We start from the raw sequence: 18055 nt of genomic DNA, 5'->3' as shown, positions 1-18055 counted from the left end.
AACGGTCTCGCCCGAATTCTATTTCTCGGAACGGGCTGCACCCCACCGTTTTCCCGTACCCGGCCATGCGCTTCCCGCATCTCCGCTCCGCCAAGGGATTCCATGCGCAAATGCTCCTCTCCGGCGATCCTTTGTGAATACCCGCCATTCGCTTGCCAATGCCGCCATGGCATCCACAAAAATCCCCCGGTACGGGAAGCGCACCGGGGGAGGGAATCGGGCGGAGCCGATGCAGGATCAGACTCCGTGGTATTCCTGAATGGTTTTCACGCCTGCGACTTTGTCCTTGATGCCGCGGACGGCGGCCACACAGGCGCGCGCCGAGGCAAGGTTGGTGCAGTACGAGATTTTGCTGCCGACCGCGCTGGCGCGGATGGCTACTTCGTCCGCACGGGCGTCGTGCGAGCCGGGCGTGTTGATGATGAAGACGATGTCGCCGTTCTTGATGCGGTCCACGATGTTCGGGCGGCGGCCTTCATGCACTTTGTAGGCGCGTTCGCATTCGATGTCGTGCTGCAGCAGGTGGATCATGGTGCCGCGCGTGGCGCAGAGGTCGTAGCCGAGGCGCACGAGGTCGCGGGCGATGGGGACGACGGCTTCCTTGTCGCGGTCGTTGACGGAGATGAAGACGAGGCCCGGCTCCGGCAGCGGGTTGAACGCGCTGATCTGGGATTTCGCGAAGGCGATTTCCGGGTCGGCGTCAATGCCCATGACTTCGCCGGTAGAGCGCATTTCGGGTCCGAGGACGACGTCGATGCCCGGGAAGCGGCCCCACGGGAAGACGGCTTCCTTGACGGAGTAGTATTCCGGCACGATTTCCTTGGTGAAGCCGAGTTCCGGCAGCGTTTTGCCGGACATGACCTTGGCCGCGAGCTTGGCGAGCGGTACGCCGATGGATTTCGAGACGAAGGGGACGGTGCGCGAGGCGCGCGGATTCACTTCGATGACGTAGAGCTCTTCATCCTTGATGGCGAACTGGATGTTCATCAGGCCGCGCACATTGAGGCGGGCGGCCAGTTCCTTGGCGGCGCGCATCATTTCCTTGTGCATGCCCATGGATACGCCGACGGCAGGGATCATGCACGCGGAGTCGCCGGAGTGGATGCCTGCGGGTTCGACGTGCTGCATGATGGCGCCGACGACGGAGATATCGCCGTCCGAGATCACATCGCAGTCGATTTCCATGGCGTTTTCAAGGAAGCGGTCCACGAGTACGGGGCGATCGGGGGAGACGTCCACGGCTTCGGCCATGTAGCGACGGAGTTCCTGCTCGTCATAGACGATCATCATGGCGCGGCCGCCCAGTACGAAGGAGGGGCGGACGAGGACGGGGTAGCCGATGCGCCCGGCCACTTCGGCGGCTTCATCCTGCGTGACGGCGGTGCCTGCTTCCGCCTGCTTGAGGCGGAGCTCGTCGAGGAGGGCGGAGAAGTATTTGCGGTCTTCCGCGAGTTCGATGCTCTTCGGGCTGGTACCGATGATGGGCACGCCGTGGGCTTCGAGAGCGGAGGCGAGGTTCAGCGGAGTCTGGCCGCCGAACTGGACGATCACGCCGTCCGGCTTTTCCTGGTCGCAGATGTTCAGTACGTCTTCCAGCGTGAGGGGCTCGAAGTAGAGCTTGTCCGAGGTGTCGTAGTCGGTGGAGACGGTTTCCGGGTTCGAGTTCACCATGATGGTTTCGTACCCGAGTTCCTTCAGGGCGAAGGAGGCATGCACGCAGCAGTAGTCGAACTCGATGCCCTGCCCGATGCGGTTCGGGCCGCCGCCGAGGATCATGATTTTCTTGCGGCCTTCGTCACGGGCTTCGTTCTCTTCTCCGTAGCTGGAGTAGTAGTACGGGGTGCTGGCTTCGAATTCGGCGGCGCAGGTATCCACCAGCCTGTAGGTGGGGATGATGCCGTGGCGCTTGCGCTCCTTGCGTACATCGTCTTCCGAGCAGCCGCGTGCTTTCGCAATCTGGCGGTCGGAGAAGCCGAGCTTCTTGGCTTCCTTGAGGTCGAGGGTGGCGAGGTTCTTCCCGGCATTCGCCAGATCTTCGAGCTGGGCGAGGAACCACGGGTCGATCTGCGTGATGTCGTGGATTTCTTCGAGCGAGAAACCGTTCATGTAGGCCGTCTGAATCCAGAAGATGCGTTCGGCATTCGGCACGGCGAGCATGCGCACGATTTCCTCATGGGAGGGGTTTTCGGGGTCCTTGTTATCGAAGCCGAAGCCCCAGCGGCCCGTTTCGAGGGAGCGGAGAGCCTTCTGCAGGGATTCCTTGAAGGTGCGGCCGATGGCCATGGCCTCGCCCACGGATTTCATCGAGGTGGTCAGGCGGGCGTCGGCCTGCTTGAACTTCTCGAAGGTGAAGCGCGGCACCTTGGTGACCACATAGTCGATGGAGGGTTCGAACGAGGCGGGGGTTTCCTTCGTGATGTCGTTGCGCAGTTCGTCGAGCGTGTAACCGACAGCGAGCTTCGCCGCGAGCTTGGCGATCGGGAAGCCCGTAGCCTTCGAGGCGAGAGCCGAGGAGCGGGAGACGCGCGGATTCATCTCGATGACGATCATGCGGCCCGTCTTCGGATCGGTGGCGAACTGGATGTTCGAGCCGCCAGTTTCCACGCCGATTTCACGAATCACGGCGAAGGAGGCGTCGCGCATGATCTGGTATTCGCGGTCGGTCAGGGTCTGGATGGGGGCCACGGTGATGGAGTCTCCGGTGTGAACGCCCATCGGGTCGAGGTTTTCGATGGAGCAGACGACCACGCAATTATCGTTGCGGTCGCGCATCACTTCCATCTCGTATTCCTTCCAGCCGAGGAGGGATTCCTCGATCAGCACTTCGGATACGGGGGAAAGGTCGATGCCGCGGGCGCAGATTTCTTCGAACTCGGCGCGGTTGTAGGCGATGCCGCCGCCCGTGCCGCCGAGGGTGAAGGCGGGGCGGATGATGAGGGGATAGGAACCGATCTCCTCCGCCACCTGCCAGGCATCGTTCATATTGTGGGCGATGCCGGAGCGGGGAACGTCCAGCCCGATTTTCAGCATCGCTTCCTTGAAGCGCAGGCGGTCTTCGCCCTTGTCGATGGCATCGGCATTCGCGCCGATCATGCGTACGCCATAGCGGTCCAGCACGCCGTCGGCATGCAGCTTCATGGCGCAGTTCAGGGCCGTCTGGCCGCCGAGGGTCGGCAGCAGGGCGTCCGGCTTCTCGCGGGCGATGATCTTCTCCACATACTCGGGAGTGATCGGTTCGATGTAGGTACGCGGGGCTGTTTCCGGGTCCGTCATGATGGTGGCTGGGTTGGAATTCACCAGCACCACCTCGTACCCTTCTTCACGCAATGCCTTGCACGCTTGAGTTCCGGAATAGTCGAACTCGCAACCTTGTCCAATAACGATCGGGCCGGACCCGATCACGAGAATCTTGTGGATAGACGTGTCTTTCGGCATATTTTAGGTTAAATCCCAAGGGGTATGCCATAACAGGCTCGAAAAAGCAAGACTAAAGTATTTTTTATTACGAAATCGGCAAGAGGCATTGTACCATGGCATCCACTGCCGGAGCATCCGGCCCATGCCTTTTTATCGGAAACAGGGAGACGAACAGGCCTCATTCGGCTTGGCAAATCCGGCGGGATGCATTATCATAGGATCATGCCCGATTCTTCCCCGGCTCAATCTGCTCCCGCCCGCCGCCGATTCTTCTCCCGCCTCGGACGGCGCGGCTACCTGCCCTGGCTCCTGCTCTTCCTGCTGGCCGATTGCCTGAACTCATGGGCATTGTGGGATTACTTCCACTCATGGACGCCCGGCACCCAAGAGCCGGACATGCTCCACACAGTCATGCAGAGCCTGCTGCTGCCGAGCACGCTCTTCCTCATCGTCATGAGCATTCGCCGCCTGCGCGATGCCGCGCACAGCGGATGGTGGGTGCTGGCGCCCATCGTCTGCCTGTTTGTCCAAAGCATCATCTCCTTGCCTGAAGATGTTTTCCAGGCGATGGCCTATACGCACCCCGGGGCGTGGATTCTTTTCATCGCCATCGCCCTCATGCAATCCACTCCCGGCCCGAACAAGTACGGGCCTGCCCCTCTAAACCGCCGGGCCGCACGGAACGAAGAGGCTCCGGAAGCCTGAAAACGGCCTTTCCTGAAACGCCTCCGCCCGCTTCATGTCATGGAAGGGCAAACTCCTTGCTTGAATTTCTGCGGCACATAGGCGAAACTCTCGCGCGAAGGCGGCGCGATGCCGTCTCTCGTACTTCGCATACACAATGAGTTCGAACTTAGCCCAAGAAGCTCTTCAATACCACGAATTCCCACGCCCCGGCAAACTTGAAGTCCTGCCCTGCAAATCCTGTTTTTCCGTGCAGGACCTGACTCTCGCCTATTCCCCGGGCGTTGCGGAACCCTGCCTCCGCATTCAGGAGGATCCCGCCGCCGCCGCACTTTACACCGGAAAATCCAACCTCGTCGCCGTCATCAGCAACGGCACCGCCGTCCTCGGCCTCGGCAACATCGGAGCCGCCGCCTCCAAGCCCGTGATGGAAGGCAAGGGACTTCTTTTCAAGATTTACGCGGACATCGACGTGTTCGACCTCGAACTGAACGTCACCCAGCCCGAAAAGCTCATCGAAGTCATCAAAACCATGGAGCCGACCTTTGGCGCCATCAACCTCGAAGACATCAAGGCCCCCGAATGCTTCATGGTCGAAGAACGCCTGAGGCAGGAAATGAACATCCCCGTCTTCCATGACGACCAGCACGGCACCGCCGTCATCTCCGGCGCAGCCCTGCTGAACGCCGCCGACCTGACGAACCGCCACCTCGAAGACATGAAATGCGTCGTCGTCGGAGCCGGAGCCGCCGGCATCGCCTGCGCGAGGTTCTACATGGCTCTCGGCGTACGCCGCGAAAACATCTACATGTTCGACTCCCGCGGCCTCATCCATACCGGACGCCTCGACCTGCACGCCACCAAGGCACAGTTCGCCCAGAGCGAGGAATGCTCGCTGGAAGTCGCCCTGCAAGGAGCGGACATCTTCCTCGGCCTCTCGAAGAAAGGCCTGCTCAAGCCGGAAATGGTCAAAACCATGGCCCCGCACCCCATCATCTTCGCCTGCGCGAACCCGGACCCGGAAATCACCTACGACGATGCCAAGGCCGCCCGCCCGGATTGCATCATGGGCTCCGGCCGCTCCGACTGGCCGAACCAGGTGAACAACGTCTCCTGCTTCCCGTACATCTTCCGCGCCGCGCTCGACGTACATGCCACCTGCATCAACGAGCCGATGAAAATAGCCGCCGCCCGCGCGCTGGCGGATCTCGCCAAGCAGCCCGTACCGGAATCCGTCGTCAAGGCAAGCGGCGGCAAGCCTCTGGAATTCGGCATCGACTACGTCATTCCGAAACCGCTAGACCCGCGCATGATCGAATACCTCTGCCCGGCCATCGCCGAGGCGGCCATCATCTCCGGAGTCGCCAAAAACCCCGAGTTGCTGAACAATGTGGAAGCCTACAAGGCGGCTCTCAAATCCAGAATCGCCCACGTCTCGAAACGCACCCACGCGCTCGTAGATTCTTACAAATAAACACCTCCACAGAGACAAGGCCGGGCATCGACCCGGCCTTTTTCTTTGAATCAACAACAGGGCTATTCCTCTTCGGCAGATGGCGTGAACCGCCACATACATGATGCCGTTTATTGAAAGGAAAGCACGTGGCAGAATTACTGAAACACAGGTTTTACAACGGCGAGTCGCTCCACCGGCTCGCTGCGAGCATACGCGCCGTCCATCCTGCTTTCCGAGTCGATGCTTTTGTCAACGGCATTATGGACGAAACATGGGACGCATTGGAACTGAAAGCCCGCATGCGGTGGATTGCCATCAATCTGGGAAAGCATCTGCCGGCCGATTACGAGCAGGCTCTCGGCATCATCGACCGGGTCGTCGCAGGCTATCCTGCCGGATTCAACGACTATGCTTCCATGTACTTCCCGGACTTCGTCGAAGTCTACGGGCAGGATGAACGCCATTGGGATCTGTCGATAGCCGCCTTGGAACGATACACTCCATCCTCCTCCGCCGAGTTTGCCGTAAGGCCTTTCATCATCAGGCATGAGAAGCGCATGATGGCGCAGATGGCCGCATGGGCCGGGCATGGCAACGAACATGTCAGGCGGCTTGCCAGCGAGGGTTGCCGCCCGCAGCTGCCGTGGGGGCAGGCATTGCCCGGCTTCAAAAAGGACCCGTCGCCGGTACTTGCCATTCTGGAGCGACTCAAAGCCGACCCGTCGCTGTATGTCCGCAAAAGCGTCGCCAACAACCTCAACGACATTTCCAAAACACATCCCGGCCTGATAGCAAAAATCGCCCGGGACTGGTACGGTAAAAACCAACATACCGATTGGATTGTGAAGCACGGGTGCAGGACGCTTCTCAAACAGGGCAACAGGGATGCGCTGGCCCTCTTCGGATTCGCAGATACCGATTGTGTACATGTGGACGGCTTCGCTCTGAACCCGGCATCGATTCCCATAGGGGATGATCTCACCTTTTCCTTCACGATCGAAACAAGCAAAGACACCAAAGTACGGCTTGAATATGGCATTGACTATGTGAAAGCGAACGGCAAACGAAACCGCAAGATATTCAAGATATCGGAACCTTCCATGAAGGCAAACGGGAAGAAGCCGTACACCAAAAAACATTCCTTTGCCGATGCAAGTACGCGCAGGCATTACCCCGGCACCCATTCGATCACGCTGCTTGTCAACGGCATCGGGAGAGGTACTCTTGATTTCGAGGTAGTGGCCTCCCGATAGGCAGGGTCTCGCCCGACCGTCGCCAAAACGCTGTTCATGCAAAAAAAATTAGAAAAAAAGCGGCATTTTTTTAAGACGGCGACGTTTTCAAACGTTATTTAAGAAAAGACAACAATTCGCCGCACACCATCCATCAACCGGGGAACAAACGAAACGCCATGGGCGCATACATCGACAGTCCGAAAACCGTAGCCTTTCATGCCTATATGAAACGGCATGCCGTCCTGCAGTGTCGCCACCGCTTCCCAACGGATTGCATGGAACAACGCATCACTTGCTGGCCGCTGAAGAACCCTTCGTTCCCTTCCTCATGAAATACACCTCGGAAACCATCCCTGTCATCCGGTGCTACGAACAGGTCCGCGGCATCTATCGGCGCATATATATCCGGCTCGGGCTGCTGGCCGCCGCGTTTGCCGCCTCACTCGCGGCGTTCTCCCTCGCGGGCGAAGACATCCCGTTTATAGCCTTTGCCATCTTCGTAGTCGCCGTCGTCATCGTCGCCATTCTGCCCGGCATCCTCTCCCTGTACGGCATTCCCTGCCCACGCTGCCGCCACACCCGGACATGGTTCAGCATAGGCCCATGGTGGGACCGCCAGCTGCGCCTCCGCTGCACCCGGTGCCACACGAACTACCAGACGGATTGCGGATTCAGTTTCTGGACCGGATATCCCACCCGGAGGCACATCCACGAAATGCCGCCGCCCACGGCCGAACGCCCGGCGGCCACCAAAATTTTCACCCGAAAATCATCATGAACGATTTTGAAGAAATGCGGGATCTGATCGATGCCTTCGATCCCGAAGACTGCGAAGACATGGAAATCGTCGTCCCCATTTACGACAACCCCATGGACCGCCTCTGCCCTGCCTCCTTCGGCTATGCCCACGCAGCCCGCGCCCTCAAGGAAGAAGGCGAAGCACGCGACATCATCCGCTACGCCCGTGCACGCGGCGTCCATGTGCGGGTCATCCGGTTCGACCGCAACAAGTACGACCAGTACCGCCACGGCCAGCCCGACTCCATCGCCCTCCGCAGCGAATGGGCCGACCAGCAGGAAGGCATCTCCTTCTATTAAGAGGGAGCAGAGCGAAGCCGCCGTTCAAACACAAGAAAAAACTCCCCCTGAATTCATTCGCCGCCCAACATCAGCGCGAATTTCCCTCGCCGCATGACGATGCACGCGGCTCGCCGCTCCCGGTTAAAACATGCTTGATAGCAGGGTCAGACTCGCCGAGAATATAAGCCGTCTGCAGAATCATAAACACTTCCTTCCTTCTCAAATAATGCAGAAAGTAGGCTGAAAAGTAACTGATGGTAATCGCGGCGATCAGCATATAGACATTGACCACAACCGCATTATATTTGCTGTTTACCCATTGGAACGACAAAGCGGAAAACAGCAGATAGAGAATGCATATAATCCCGATTGTGCGGCTGATGTACCATAACGATGAAGACAGGCGCACATGAGCTTCCAACCGATCTATATCTCTGCATTGGAAGGGCGCATAATAATGCAACACTGCTTTGTAAGCTTCCGTCGACCGTTTGGACGTACGGCTTGATGTGTTGGAACCATCCCCTACCGCGTCCCATTTGGCATAATCCTTCAAATGGTCAATACCGCGTTTCTTCAAATAATATCCATTAAAATCTTCATAGGGATATTTCCTCAAACGATTCACATAACAGCCAGGCAACGGCTCTTTGGAACATTCATTGTACTGCGCGCATTTGGGCCATTCATCATACACCGTCTTACACTCCTGCGCCGCCTCCGAACAAGGGGGCGCCAGTCTGCATCGTTTCAGGAGGCGTTTTTGATACCAAAAAACAATTTTTGTAAATGGCAGGCAACAGAAAACGATGCCATAGAGCACATAAATAACTACAGGCCAATTACAATAAACCGTACATATCTTTATCAGCTGCGATACGGAATCCGGCAAAACGACATCGCGGCGATAAAACAGAAATCCGGCGATATATGCAATACACAAAAAGAAAAAAATGAAAAATGCGTTGGCTTGTTCCAACCCCTGCATCAGGTTGTGAAAAACCTGAGTAGTATTGTCGATACCAGGCAAGAAGGTAACATACGTCCATATACTCAATGCAGACAAAAAAACAATGCCCGGCAAGAGGCTGCCGCACAAATCAATTAAAAATCATTCACCCATGTCGCCCACGTTCGCCGGGGAGCGATATCCTCTTCACAGATACATTGTCTTCGCCCACTTTTGCCCTCCCTCAAATTCTTTTGCTGTTCATTGCACATATTATCGAATTGTTATTTCTAATGTATAATCTACATACCATTTGTTATTTTGGGAAGCACAAAAAATAACAAAATAATACAACAACAACGCAAATAAACAGCCGATGTCATCATGATCGAAACCCGGCTCCGGAAAACCATCCGAAGCCGGGTTCCTGCAGGGAACGGAGCGATGCTGCGCGCACCGCCGCCATCAGGCCAACGCCTTGATATCCTCTTCCACCGTACCGATACCGCCGATGCCGAATTGCTCGACCAGCAGCTTTGCCACATTGGGCGACAGGAAGGCCGGGAGCGTGGGGCCGAGCCGGATATTCCGGACGCCCAGATACAGCAGGGAGAGCAGCACGATCACCGCCTTCTGCTCATACCACGCGATATTGTAAACGATCGGCAGGTCGTTGATATCGTCCAGCCCCAGAGCATCCTTCAGGGCGAGAGCCACCAGCACGAGGGAATACGAATCGTTGCACTGCCCTGCATCAAGCACGCGGGGAATGCCGCCTATGTCTCCCAGCGGAAGCTTGTTGTACCTGTACTTGGCGCATCCGGCGGTAAGAATCACCGTATCCGGGGAGAGAGCCCGCGCGAAGTCGGCATAGTATTCGCGTGAGCCGAAGCGGCCATCGCAGCCCGCCATGACGACGAATTGGGAAATGGCGCCCGACCGCACGGCATCAAGCACCTTGTCCGCCAGAGCCAGCACCTGCGCATGGGCGAAGCCGCCCGTCACGCTGCCCGTCTCGATCTCCTGCGGCGGAGGGCATTGCTTCGCCAGCTCGACCAACGGCGAGAAATCCTTGCTTCCCGCTTCGTCTTGCCCGATGTGGACGCAGCCCGGATACCCGACGGTACCCGTGGTGAACAGCCGCGCCTTGCAGCTCTCGTCCGGAGGCACGATGCAGTTGGTCGTCATCAGAATAGGGCCGTTGAAGGAGCGAAACTCCTCCTTCTGCTTCCACCACGCATTGCCGTAGTTGCCCGCAAGGTGGGGGTATTTCTTGAATTGGGGGTACGAATGCGCCGGAAGCATCTCGCCGTGGGTGTACACGTCGATGCCTGTACCGGCCGTCTGTTCCAGCAGTATTTCCAGATCCCGCAGATCGTGGCCCGAAATGAGAATGCCGGGATTAGAGCGCACGCCGATGCCCACCTGCGTCATTTCCGGATCGCCGTAGCGTGATGTATTGGCCCGGTCGAGCAGAGCCATGCCGTCCACCCCGTATTTTCCGGCTTCGAAGGCAAGAGCCGTCAAATCCTCCGCCGGCATCGTCTCATCAAGCAAAGCGGCCAATGCGCGCTGCATGAAAACCTCGATCCCTTCATCCCGGCAGCCGAGAGCCCACGCGTGCTTGCAATAGGCGGACAAACCCTTCAAGCCGTAGGTCACCAGCTCCTTCAGGCTGCGCCTGTCCTCGTCTTCCGTGGACATCACGCCGATGCGGAGCGCCTTATCCTTCCAAACCTCTTCCGGCCCCTGCCACAAAGCGGCTTCGGACAGGCCGTCAAGGCCGATGGAAAGGGAAAGCTTCCGCTCCAGCGTAGCGCGGATGGCCGAGGCGACCGCTTCCTCGTCGAAATTGACATTCGTGATCGTGATGAAAAGATTGTCGTTGATCATCTCCGCCACGCGGGACGAAACGGGCAAACCCTTCTCCCGGCGGCGCACCGCGACTTCGGCCAGCCCCTTGGTAGTCCAGACGAGCATATCCAGCAGGGCGGACAATTCGGGCTTCTTCCCGCAAACGCCTATTCTGGTGCAGCCGGTGCCTCCGGCGGTTTCCTGGCATTGATAGCAAAACATATTCATGATGGTTGGAATGGTGGTCTTTATTGGTTCAGAATTTCACCTGCGGAGGGAACACGACTGTGAGCAGCATCTTGAAATCCGACTCGGCATGCACGGAATGTGGCACTCTGGCGGGCATGACGATGGACTCTCCCGCCGCCGGACGGAACTCGCGGCCGTCGATCACGATTCTCGCCTGCCCCTCCAGCACCTGCACCAGAGCATCGCCCCCGGCGGAATGGGTACTGAGGGATTCCCCCAGCGAAAAGGCGAACAGCGTGATGCGCACCCACTCGTTGGTGGACAGGGTCACGCTGGCGATCTGCCCCGGAAGGCAGGGGACCAGCTCCGGCAATGCCAGCACGGCCGACATCGGAATGTTTTTCAATTGGCTTTCCATTCCTCCAGCATAACCCGCTTCCCGGAACATTCCGTCACGGATGTGACGAAACCGAAGATTTCCCGGCCGTGCATGTCACAAAACCGGAGAAATCGGCACCGACAACCGGAAGCCCCCCTCATTCACCGTCCGCCAGCCGCTGCAAAGCCTCCCTGTCTCTGGGGCGAAGTTCCTTCCCCTCCACCAGCAACAGCCCCTCGCGTTGCATCTGCATCAGCTCGCGGGAAAGGGATGGGCGCGCCACACCCAGAAAATCCGCCATCTCCTCGCGCTTCATTCTCACGGGCCGCCCGCCGCAAGCTGCCTCGCGCTCCAGCAGGAACCCCGCAATCTTCCGACGCAGGCCGCCGGAAGAGAGAAGCTGCAACTTCCTGTTCAGCATGAACGCCTTTTCGGAAACGATCCTCAGCAGATTCATCATCAATCGGGAGTAATACGGACGCACCGCCGACAACGGATCCTCGAAAAAATCCCGGGAAATGCGAATCAACGCCGCCTGCCCATCCGCCACGGCATAACGGTCATAAGAACGCTTCTTCAAAAAAAGATACACGCCGCCGAGGGACTCACCCGGCCTATCCACCGTTGCGGCGATCATCCGGCGCCCCTCCTTCGAATCCCGGCAAATATGCACCGCGCCAGACAGCAGCACGAACAGAAACCGGGGTTCGTCCCCCGCATGGAACAGCACATCACCCCGCCCATACTTCACCACCTGCACAACCCCATCTTCCAGAAACTCGGCCAAATCCTGCCGGGACAGCCCCGCAAACAACGGAAACTGCATGAAAGCCGCCAGCCTGTCCGCATCGCTCTTCATCTCCATGGCATCCGCTCCTTCCTTTACCCGGCATGCCGCTCGATGCGGAACACATTGATCACATCCGCATCGGGGCAGCAGAACAGGCACACATTCGGATCATCCGTACCCGGCATGCTGCCGCCGTAGCGCAAAATATCCACATACGGGAACGCCACATGCATGGCCATCGGGCACAACTTCCCGCGCTCCGTATCGAAATCGAACGAATCTCCGACCCTGTGGCCCCGGTGGCAACCGCGCGGGCCCTTGCGATCCACCAGCGTAATCGTAATCCTTGGTCTTTCGGGCATAACCGCACCATCATGCACCGGAAAAAACGCCGCGTCTGTGATTCATATCACAGAAATTCGAGCTGCCTTCCGCTATATTGGCCCGCACAACCCACGCACCCCGGAAGAAAACCAAACAGGCCCTGCCAGCCGCTCCGCAGACAGAACTGCAGCCCGCATTCACCACACTGCACCTCCCTCCCATGCACACGCTCGAATACAGCTTCCTCGACGGCCTGATCCACCCCGCCCAGCTGCAAACGGCCCTCGCCCATGCGCCGCAGGCCTGCCGCCTCGCCTCCTTCTCCACCATCGCCATCCCCCTGAAATCCGGCACGGACGAACAGGCCGCAGCAGAAGGCGATGCACTTGCCGGAGCCATGAACCTCCATGCCGCCGCCGGAGAACGCGCCGCCGACATCTCCACCCTCCTCCTCCAAGGGAATGCACACGCCGAATGGACAGCATTCGCCTGCGAACTGAACGCCCTCTCCGAACCAGTCTCCTACCCCTACCACCAGATACGCAGCCGGGGGAAAATCGTCCATGCCTCCGCCCCCTCTCCGGAAACCCGCTTCGCCTCCCTGCACAAACGGAACCGCATCTGCCTCGAAACGCCGCCCCACCATGAACACGGCCTCTACGGCTGCGACTTCGCCTTCGTCGTCCCGAAAAACGACCGCCCCGGCGGCCACATCCACCTCTTCGCGGGCGGAGGCGGCGGCATCCACGGGGGCAGCCCCGCCCTCGCGCCCCGCCCGGCCTCATGGCTCGGCCTGTACCCCTGCGGCGAAGCCGTCCGCGCAGCGCAGCACCTCCTCGACCTCAACGCCGCGCACGGAGAACCGGACAACCCGCGCAAACGCCGCCTGAAATCCCTCATCGCCACGCGAGGGCTCGACTGGATCGGCGACCGACTCCGGCAGGCGGGCTTCACCCCATTCCTCGGCCACGCCCCCATCTTCCTCAGCTCGGGCGAATGGAGCGGCCACGGCGACGCCGACGAACTCCTCATCCCCGTCCCATCCGGCACTCTCGCAGACACTCCCGGCTACCCCCTCGCCACCGCCCTGCAGGAACACCTGCCCCTGCTGCAGCAACGCATCCGCCTCACACCGCAAGGCCACCTGCGCCTGCACCCCGAAGACCGCAACACGGCCCACCTCATCCACGCCCGCCTCAAAACTCCCGACGGCCACACCCCGCTCTCCATCGCCTCGGCGGCCTGCCGCGGCCTGCCCCACTGCAAACGGGCGCAAGCCGCCGCCTCTTCCATCAAACAGGAAACCGCCGCCGCTCTCGACGCACTGCTGGCCGCATGCGGGCTGGCCCGCGAACCGATCTCCTTCCGCATCTCCGGCTGCCCCAACGGCTGCTCCCGCCCCCTCTTCGCCGAACTCGCCCTCATCGGCAGGGCGGAAGGCATCTACGACCTCTTCGCCGGAGGCAGCAGGCAGGGAGACCGCACAGCCCGGCTCCTCCGGAAAGCCCTGCCCATCGCCGAATTCCCCGGCTACATGGAACCGCTCCTGCACCTGTATGCCGCACAAAAACGGCAACAGCCCGGCCTCACCTTCGGAGACTGGATCCTCCAGCACATCGACCGAATGGAAAACTCCGGCGGCGCATGAACCACAAACGGATTGCCCGGACGGAACGAACGCGCTACCATCGGAAAGCCGCACAGGCGGCTCATCCGGCATGAAAGACAATCGGGAACTCATCCGCCTCCGGGAACTCATCCTGCCGCACGGCGACGCCCACCGCTACCGCCAACACCAGCGCCTCTTTTACGAAGGCGACGAACCGCAAGCCGTCTACTGCCTCCTCTCGGGCCGGGTGCGGCTCGCCTCCACCTCCGCACAGGGCCGCGAATTCATCTTCGGCGAAATCAGGCCCAACCGCATCATCGGCCTCACCTGCTCCCTGGCCTCGACGCCGTACCCCTACACCGCCACCGCCATGGAAGACGGCGACATCCTCACCATCCCGGCCAGCATCCTGAACACCCTGATGGAAACACGGGCGGACATCGCCGCCCTCCTCCTCCGCACCCTCTCGCTCGAACACAACATCGCCACCCGCCGCCTCAAAAGCATCGTCTTCCACTCCGTCGAAGAACGGCTGGAAAACTACCTTCGCAAACAATTCGAACACCGCCGCAAACACGCCCGGACCGACACGATCGAACTCCGCTTCTCCCGCGAAGAACTCTCCGCCATGCTCGGCACCACGAGGGAAAGCGTCTCCCGCGCCCTCACCGCCCTCACTCGCCGCGGCCTGATCCGCGTACAGGGCAAAATGCTCCAATGCGCCGACCTCGACCTCTTCCTCCCGCCTCAACCGTAGAAAACGGAAAACGCGGGAGGCATGACACCTCCTCCCGCGCTTTCACCCACAACCTCCCCCATGCAAAAAGGGAGGAAAGCGAAACCATTATCCGTTCCGGACCACACGATCCATATCGAATTATCCAACCGACGGCCTCCTCGCATACTCCATGGCGCAGAAAAGGAAATAAATATTGCTAACGCTGAATCAAAGTAAAATTAGCCGTCACATTCTCACTTTTATCACTCTGCGATGCTTGAGATCTTACAGTGCCGGAGAATATGCCAGTATATGTCACCATATCCGCTTTATTCTGAAAGGCAAGATCTCCTGCTATTTCAAACCGTGTCGATTGGGATGATAGAACCGCCGACAACTTGCCTGAATTTTTGGCGCCATACTGATTAAAAGACCACTCTCCCGTCAGATTGGTTCCTTCAATCAAAGCAGACCCTCCGGGATTGAGACGTATAGTCTTATAACCGTCTATTTTCAGAGTTGAATAATTCCCTTCAACCAACTTATCCGGTATAATCTTTACAGTATCCGGTTCACTTCCACCTCCACCACCGCCCCCTCCGCCACAGCTGGCCAATGAAGTTGCGACAATGGCGAAACCCAGTGCTGTCATCAATTGTTTCGTATTCATGATTGTTGTTCTATTATACTTCTATGTGGAAGATCTTTCGTTCTGACGATTTCTTCCAGCCGAAACAAGCCTAGCGGATATTGTATCCGCCGTCTCTCTTAATTATTCACATATTATTTACAATAAATAAAAAGAAACAAATAATAATAAAGTTAAATGAACGAAAATTGATTTATTGAAAATCTATCCGATCCACTAATTCTTCCAAAACAAACAAATTTCCATCTTTCATCTTGACGGCGGATACAATATCCGTGTCGAACTCCTCACGGAGTGCGGCTGTTATGCATCTCAGACCATTTCTACGACCTCTGCGCCACACGCGGCACCATGATCCGCCTGCTGCAGCACGACATCGAATGCGAACGCGCCTACAAAGTGCATGAAGGCCGCCGCCCGAATATCGTGGACCGCATCAAGAACGGCGACATCGTCTTCATCATCAATACGCCCGGCTCGCACGACACCCGCGCGGACGAAATCGCCATCCGCGCCAGTGCCGTCGGCAATAAGATCTCGTATTGCACCAACCTTACCTCGGCACGCGCCTGTGTAACCGCCGTCCGCTGCATCAAGGGCAAAGTCGCAGGATTGAAAACCATTCAGGAATACCACGGAGTCTGATTCTTCGGTAAAACATCGATTTGTTGCCGGCCTTCCTGTTTTCTAACAGGAAGGCCTTTTTATTGGTGTTGATTGCCGAAATCGGTTGAATATATATCGAGCAATTGATAATCAGTCAGAATAATCTTGACTTTGGGTTATTTATTGTTTAGTAAAAAAACAACTTACACTGAACGTATCATGAAAAAAATCCTCGCTTCCGGCGGCGGCATGCTGGCTTTACTCATTTTTGCCACAGCCTCCGCTTCTCCCGTATTCGTCCGCAATGTCTCCGAGACCGGAGGATGGTATGATGTGAACAAGAAAGTCATGTGGAACGACTGGCCTCTGGAAAAACCGAATTGGTGGACAGATCCGACGCCAACAAAACCTGCGGAATACTACACCCAGCCAACTGACTCTCTAATGTGCTGGGCGGCGGCCGCTTCCAATATTCTGCAATGGTGGCAGGATACGAGAACCGATGTACCGGATACGGTTCCGAATGGATATGCTGCTACCTATAAGGCCATGCCCCAAGTGGCTCAGCTCTCCATTTATCAGGCTCTGACCCACTCGTGGAGCAATGGTGGAGGCCAGGTCGAGCAGGCGTGGAACTGGTGGTTCAATGGCGGCATGCTGCCGGATATCTATTTCAGCACATCCTCCCAGCTGGAGGCCACCGCCGCATACACGGGGGCGTACTGGTCGGACCTCGGTCTCGTGTTTGATAGCGCAGAAATTTCATCTCCGCTTTTTCAATCGTATTCCTTCTGGTCGGAAGGGGATATGAGGTACGAGGAACGATTTTCCGGGATTGTTAAAAGCTATATTGACAATAACTGGGGGACGACGCTTACTCTCCGATCGGAAACCGGCGCCCATGCCATTACGATGTGGGGATACGACGTCGATGCCGCCGGTGATCTAGTTTTGTATTTGACCGATTCGGACGACTATGCCATCGGCATGTACCGGCAGGCATTGAAAATGTCCGAGCGCGGGGATCTCTATCTGGATGGCATTGATTCCGAAACGGCACGGTATGCCTATGATCCGGAAAATTTCACTGGATGGGAATTGACGACGATACACGGATTGACTGCGCCGCTGGGTTCCCGTACGATCCCGGAACCTGCCGCCGCTTTGTTGTCGATTGGCGGATGCTGCATGCTGGCATGGAAACGCCGACGACGAGCGGAGTGAAGTGCTATCCGTGCGCCGGAGGCGTGATCTGCCGACGAAAAAGCCCCGCCGATGCAAAAGCGGAGCCGGGGCATTTCTTGACTGTTCGTTTCAAGCGCGTCTGCGGCGCCTGAAAAGCATGGACATGCCGAAGCAAAGGCTCAAGGCAGCTGTGGAGGCTTCGGGAATGGGCATGTTTTCCTGAATACTGAGCCCGGCCAGTGTGAAAGACTCCGAAGAGTTGGATATGGCTCCGAAGGTGAAACTTTCTGATCCGGTAAAATTGATTTTTATCAGTATGTCATCAGTAGTCAGTCCATGGAATGTGGTTCCAGCAGATGTGGCGTTGGATAAATCCAATGGAATGGCTTCTCCTGTTTCTAGATTCTGATAATAGGAGGCAGACTGAAAAGTGGCAGTATCGCTGAGATTGGTGTAGATTGTCATGCTGTCTTTCACAGAAGACATGAGCAAGGAGATGGAATATGTGTTGGTGGCTTTGAGATTGGAAAGACTAACGAAGCAAAATACATCACTGAAACCGCTCGACGTATTGATACCGTCCAAGGAAACATTTGTATTATTCCAAGTTAGATCAAGAGGAGTATTGGCTGGCGGGGTTTGACTATTGCTGGCATACGAGGCGCTGATGCCGGACGAGCTTCCTTTATTTGCAATCAAATCATTTATAGTGAATGTTATATGACCAATTGTCGTTTCATGGTCATCTTTTTCGCCAAGATGGTTTCTACCTGAGATGGCCTCGCTTGAATTGATACCGAAATCGAGGTAATAAGTGTTTTCGTTCTCCGAGGCGGTGAGTGTTCCGCATGCCAACATCGATAGTAAAAAATAAATACAACGCATAGCGGTATTATTATACGGATATTTAATCCGTTATGCATTTGCAATA

The 18055-nt window shown here is 57.5% G+C and carries 17 protein-coding genes; 9 read left to right on the top strand and 8 right to left on the bottom strand.

Translation table 11 applies throughout. From position 1 onward, the window contains the following. Positions 1-237: 237 nt before the first annotated feature. Complete coding sequence (gene carB, locus PYTT_RS07375; RefSeq protein ID WP_067777398.1) at positions 238-3435, bottom strand: carbamoyl-phosphate synthase large subunit; 3198 nt, start codon at positions 3433-3435, stop codon at positions 238-240. Positions 3436-3639: 204 nt separating this feature from the next. On the opposite strand from carB, the gene PYTT_RS07370 reads away from it, so the two are divergent. The 5 genes from PYTT_RS07370 to PYTT_RS07350 all read left to right on the top strand — a co-directional run bounded on the left by PYTT_RS07370 (position 3640) and on the right by PYTT_RS07350 (position 7890). Then, the gene (locus tag PYTT_RS07370; protein ID WP_067777400.1) at positions 3640-4122 is read left to right on the top strand and encodes a DUF805 domain-containing protein; all 483 of its coding nucleotides are present in this window, start codon (positions 3640-3642) and stop codon (positions 4120-4122) included. Positions 4123-4258: 136 nt separating this feature from the next. After that, positions 4259-5575, top strand: a complete 1317-nt coding sequence (locus PYTT_RS07365) for a malic enzyme-like NAD(P)-binding protein (RefSeq protein WP_067777402.1) — start codon at positions 4259-4261, stop codon at positions 5573-5575. A gap of 128 nt (positions 5576-5703) precedes the next feature. Further along, the gene (locus PYTT_RS07360) at positions 5704-6810 is read left to right on the top strand and encodes a DNA alkylation repair protein (RefSeq protein WP_067777447.1); all 1107 of its coding nucleotides are present in this window, start codon (positions 5704-5706) and stop codon (positions 6808-6810) included. Between the two features lie 310 nt (positions 6811-7120). Beyond that, positions 7121-7570 carry a hypothetical protein gene (locus PYTT_RS07355; protein ID WP_141675873.1) on the top strand — a complete coding sequence of 150 codons (450 nt, stop codon included), beginning with the start codon at positions 7121-7123 and terminating at the stop codon, positions 7568-7570. Continuing rightward, the gene (locus tag PYTT_RS07350) at positions 7567-7890 is read left to right on the top strand and encodes a hypothetical protein (RefSeq protein ID WP_067777407.1); all 324 of its coding nucleotides are present in this window, start codon (positions 7567-7569) and stop codon (positions 7888-7890) included. The genes PYTT_RS07355 and PYTT_RS07350 overlap by 4 nt, the downstream gene beginning before the upstream one ends. A 70-nt stretch (positions 7891-7960) precedes the next feature. On the opposite strand, the gene PYTT_RS07345 is transcribed toward PYTT_RS07350, so the two are convergent. The 5 genes from PYTT_RS07345 to PYTT_RS07325 form a co-directional block, all read right to left on the bottom strand. Then, positions 7961-8902: a hypothetical protein gene (locus PYTT_RS07345; protein ID WP_141675874.1), complete on the bottom strand. Its 942-nt coding sequence runs from the start codon at positions 8900-8902 to the stop codon at positions 7961-7963. A gap of 384 nt (positions 8903-9286) precedes the next feature. Beyond that, a complete protein-coding gene (gene hcp / locus PYTT_RS07340) occupies positions 9287-10903 on the bottom strand; it encodes a hydroxylamine reductase (RefSeq protein WP_067777413.1) in 1617 nt (538 codons plus the stop codon). A gap of 28 nt (positions 10904-10931) precedes the next feature. Continuing rightward, positions 10932-11282 carry a cupin domain-containing protein gene (locus tag PYTT_RS07335; RefSeq protein ID WP_067777415.1) on the bottom strand — a complete coding sequence of 117 codons (351 nt, stop codon included), beginning with the start codon at positions 11280-11282 and terminating at the stop codon, positions 10932-10934. 118 nt (positions 11283-11400) lie between these two features. Next, positions 11401-12108 carry a Crp/Fnr family transcriptional regulator gene (locus tag PYTT_RS07330; protein WP_083076935.1) on the bottom strand — a complete coding sequence of 236 codons (708 nt, stop codon included), beginning with the start codon at positions 12106-12108 and terminating at the stop codon, positions 11401-11403. Positions 12109-12125: 17 nt separating this feature from the next. After that, positions 12126-12395 (bottom strand): TIGR04076 family protein, encoded by a 270-nt coding sequence (locus tag PYTT_RS07325; protein ID WP_067777416.1) that lies wholly within the window; start codon positions 12393-12395, stop codon positions 12126-12128. A gap of 182 nt (positions 12396-12577) precedes the next feature. On the opposite strand from PYTT_RS07325, the gene PYTT_RS07320 reads away from it, so the two are divergent. After that, positions 12578-14005 carry an assimilatory sulfite reductase (NADPH) hemoprotein subunit gene (locus tag PYTT_RS07320; protein ID WP_156850342.1) on the top strand — a complete coding sequence of 476 codons (1428 nt, stop codon included), beginning with the start codon at positions 12578-12580 and terminating at the stop codon, positions 14003-14005. A 70-nt stretch (positions 14006-14075) separates the two neighbouring features. Further along, positions 14076-14723: a Crp/Fnr family transcriptional regulator gene (locus tag PYTT_RS07315; RefSeq protein ID WP_067777420.1), complete on the top strand. Its 648-nt coding sequence runs from the start codon at positions 14076-14078 to the stop codon at positions 14721-14723. 178 nt (positions 14724-14901) lie between these two features. On the opposite strand, the gene PYTT_RS07310 is transcribed toward PYTT_RS07315, so the two are convergent. Then, positions 14902-15354, bottom strand: coding sequence for a hypothetical protein (locus tag PYTT_RS07310; protein WP_071133370.1), 453 nt, complete (start codon positions 15352-15354; stop codon positions 14902-14904). Positions 15355-15627: 273 nt separating this feature from the next. Between PYTT_RS07310 and PYTT_RS07305 the strand changes: the two genes are divergently transcribed. Together PYTT_RS07305 and PYTT_RS07300 are read left to right on the top strand one after the other, a co-directional pair. Next, positions 15628-15978: a hypothetical protein gene (locus PYTT_RS07305; RefSeq protein WP_071133369.1), complete on the top strand. Its 351-nt coding sequence runs from the start codon at positions 15628-15630 to the stop codon at positions 15976-15978. A 180-nt stretch (positions 15979-16158) separates the two neighbouring features. Then, positions 16159-17163, top strand: coding sequence for an IdeS/Mac family cysteine endopeptidase (locus PYTT_RS07300; protein ID WP_067777423.1), 1005 nt, complete (start codon positions 16159-16161; stop codon positions 17161-17163). A gap of 90 nt (positions 17164-17253) precedes the next feature. Here the strand turns inward: PYTT_RS07300 and PYTT_RS13355 are convergent, their stop codons facing one another. Then, a complete protein-coding gene (locus PYTT_RS13355; RefSeq protein WP_141675875.1) occupies positions 17254-18009 on the bottom strand; it encodes a hypothetical protein in 756 nt (251 codons plus the stop codon). Positions 18010-18055 lie beyond the last annotated feature (46 nt).

The organism is Neoakkermansia glycaniphila (assembly GCF_900097105.1).
GTDB lineage: Bacteria > Verrucomicrobiota > Verrucomicrobiia > Verrucomicrobiales > Akkermansiaceae > Akkermansia > Akkermansia glycaniphila.
The sequence above is the reverse complement of the archived record's forward strand: the minus strand, read 5'-3'. Positions and strand labels throughout refer to the sequence as shown.